Genomic DNA, 1,897 nt, shown 5'->3' with positions numbered 1-1,897 from the left:
GGCACGTGCAGACCTTTCGTCATGGCCTCCTACCTTTCTTTCGGGCCCTTGTCAGGGCCGATTCGTTAGCGCCCCTCCGTGTGAGGCGTTATTGCTGACGACATATTTATATCCAAAATCAGCCCATACTTCCACCTTGCCCCCGAACGGTTTTTTATAGGGGGTGAACGGCATACACATATACTTCACGCATGGCACACTTTGATTTAATAAAGTTTATTTACGTGCTTAAATGCTTTTTCAAACCAAATAGCAAATGGAACTTAACTTTATTGAACCACCCTCAAATTGCATATTTCTAATAAAGCTATGAATAGAATTAGCGATTCATACCGCGTCTCAACCATTTTCATTTTTATTCAGAAAAAAGTTTGTCCTATTCATTTCTGGTATGCATATTACCGTTTACCAGACGCTTGGTACCGTTCACCGGAAGTTCAGTATAAGGCCCAGCGGATACCGGCTCGCTTTGCGGCCCCATTTGTAACAACTTGACTTCTCGGTATAGAAAAACGGACCCGCTTCCCCTAGGGAAACGGGTCCGTTTTCGATTATCTTCGGCCGATTTGGATAAGGCCCTCGAAAATCGTCGGAATCCTAGCGATCGAACTCCGCCAGTGCCTCGCCCAAAAGCCTCAGGCCCTCGCGAAGAACGTCTTCGCTCGCGCAGTAGCCCAGGCGTGCGCCGCAGGGAAGCTCAAAGCGGCTGCCGGGGACCAGCAGCACTCCCCTCTCGGCCAACAGGCGCTTACAGAATTCCTCGTCATCCTCGGGAATATCCAGCTGGATAAACGAGGTGGATATTCCCTGCGGGGCCGTCCAGGAAACGCGATGCTGCGTATCGATCCAAGCCTGCGCGATATCGCGGTTGCCAAACACGATCTTACGGTTGCGCTCGAGAATCTTGTCCTTGTGCTCGAGCACGTAGGTCGCCAGGGCGTCGTTGAACACGCCGCCGCAGATCATGGTGTAGTCACGATAGGTGCGGATGCGGTTGGACACCTCTTCGTTGGCCACGACCCAGCCCACGCGGGCCGCAGGCGTCGAATAGGTCTTGGACACCGAGTTGGTGACAATGGCCTTCTCGTACACGTCGGCCATCGACATAAAGGACTCGGTGTTCCCGAGCGGCAGATACACCTCGTCGCACAGCACGTAGGCGCCCACCGAACGGGCAATCTCGGCAATCTGCCCGAGCATATCGGCATCGAGCACCGTACCGATGGGGTTCGATGCGTTATTGATGCAGATGAGCTTGGTGTTGGGGCGCACCAAGCGCTTGAGCTCATCGATATCGGGCTTCCAGCCGAGCTCCTCGCGGAGCTCCCAATACTCGACCTCGGCACCCAGCGTACGCGGAATCTCGTAGAGCGGCGCATAGGTAGGCCACTCGGCAATCACGTGATCGCCGGGCTCCACAACGGCCATGATGGCGTTGAGGTTGGCGCCCGTGCAGCCATTGGTCTGCAGAATGTGATCGGGATTGACATCGCGACGATACAGCTTGGCGACCTCGGCCTTAAATTCCGGCGATCCCTCGATCCAGCCGTAGTTCATCTTCTCGCGATCCAGGCGCTCGTAGAACGTGGCGCCGTCCTGCTCGTCCAGTGCGCGAAGCTCGCCCATGGTCAGCGACGAGATCGTCGACTGAGCGATATCCCAGGTAGCACTCTTCTCCCAAACGTTGAGCCATTCCTCAACACCGATTGTCTTGATATCCATGGCCACCTTATCTGATCTTCATTTAGCGTCATTAAACATGAATGGGGCGGTGCGAAAGATCCGCACCGCCCCAATGGGGGACATCTAATGGCAGCTAGATGTTTGTAGTAAGACCTGTACGGGTCTTTGAAAACCTTAGAGGTCCTCGCGCCAGAAGGGCATGCTCATGCAGCGC

At 54.5% G+C, this 1,897-nt stretch carries 1 protein-coding gene; it reads right to left on the bottom strand.

Features of this window, described 5'->3' with window-relative positions; all coding sequences use genetic code 11:
* Positions 1 to 597 precede the first annotated feature (597 nt).
* Positions 598 to 1,722, bottom strand: a complete 1,125-nt coding sequence (locus DW233_RS10025; RefSeq protein WP_117803980.1) for an aminotransferase — start codon at positions 1,720 to 1,722, stop codon at positions 598 to 600.
* Between the last annotated feature and the right edge of the window lie 175 nt (positions 1,723 to 1,897).

The sequence above is a fragment of the Collinsella sp. AM20-15AC genome, assembly GCF_003471405.1.
In the GTDB taxonomy this organism is placed as follows: domain Bacteria; phylum Actinomycetota; class Coriobacteriia; order Coriobacteriales; family Coriobacteriaceae; genus Collinsella.
Note: the sequence above shows the minus strand (reverse complement) of the source record. Positions and strands in the feature narration are given on the sequence as shown.

Bases quoted from the DNA above. Each gene is read 5' to 3' on its own strand.
- DW233_RS10025 (WP_117803980.1), bottom strand. From the start codon at position 1,722: ATGGATATCAAGACAATCGGTGTTGAGGAATGGCTCAACGTTTGGGAG.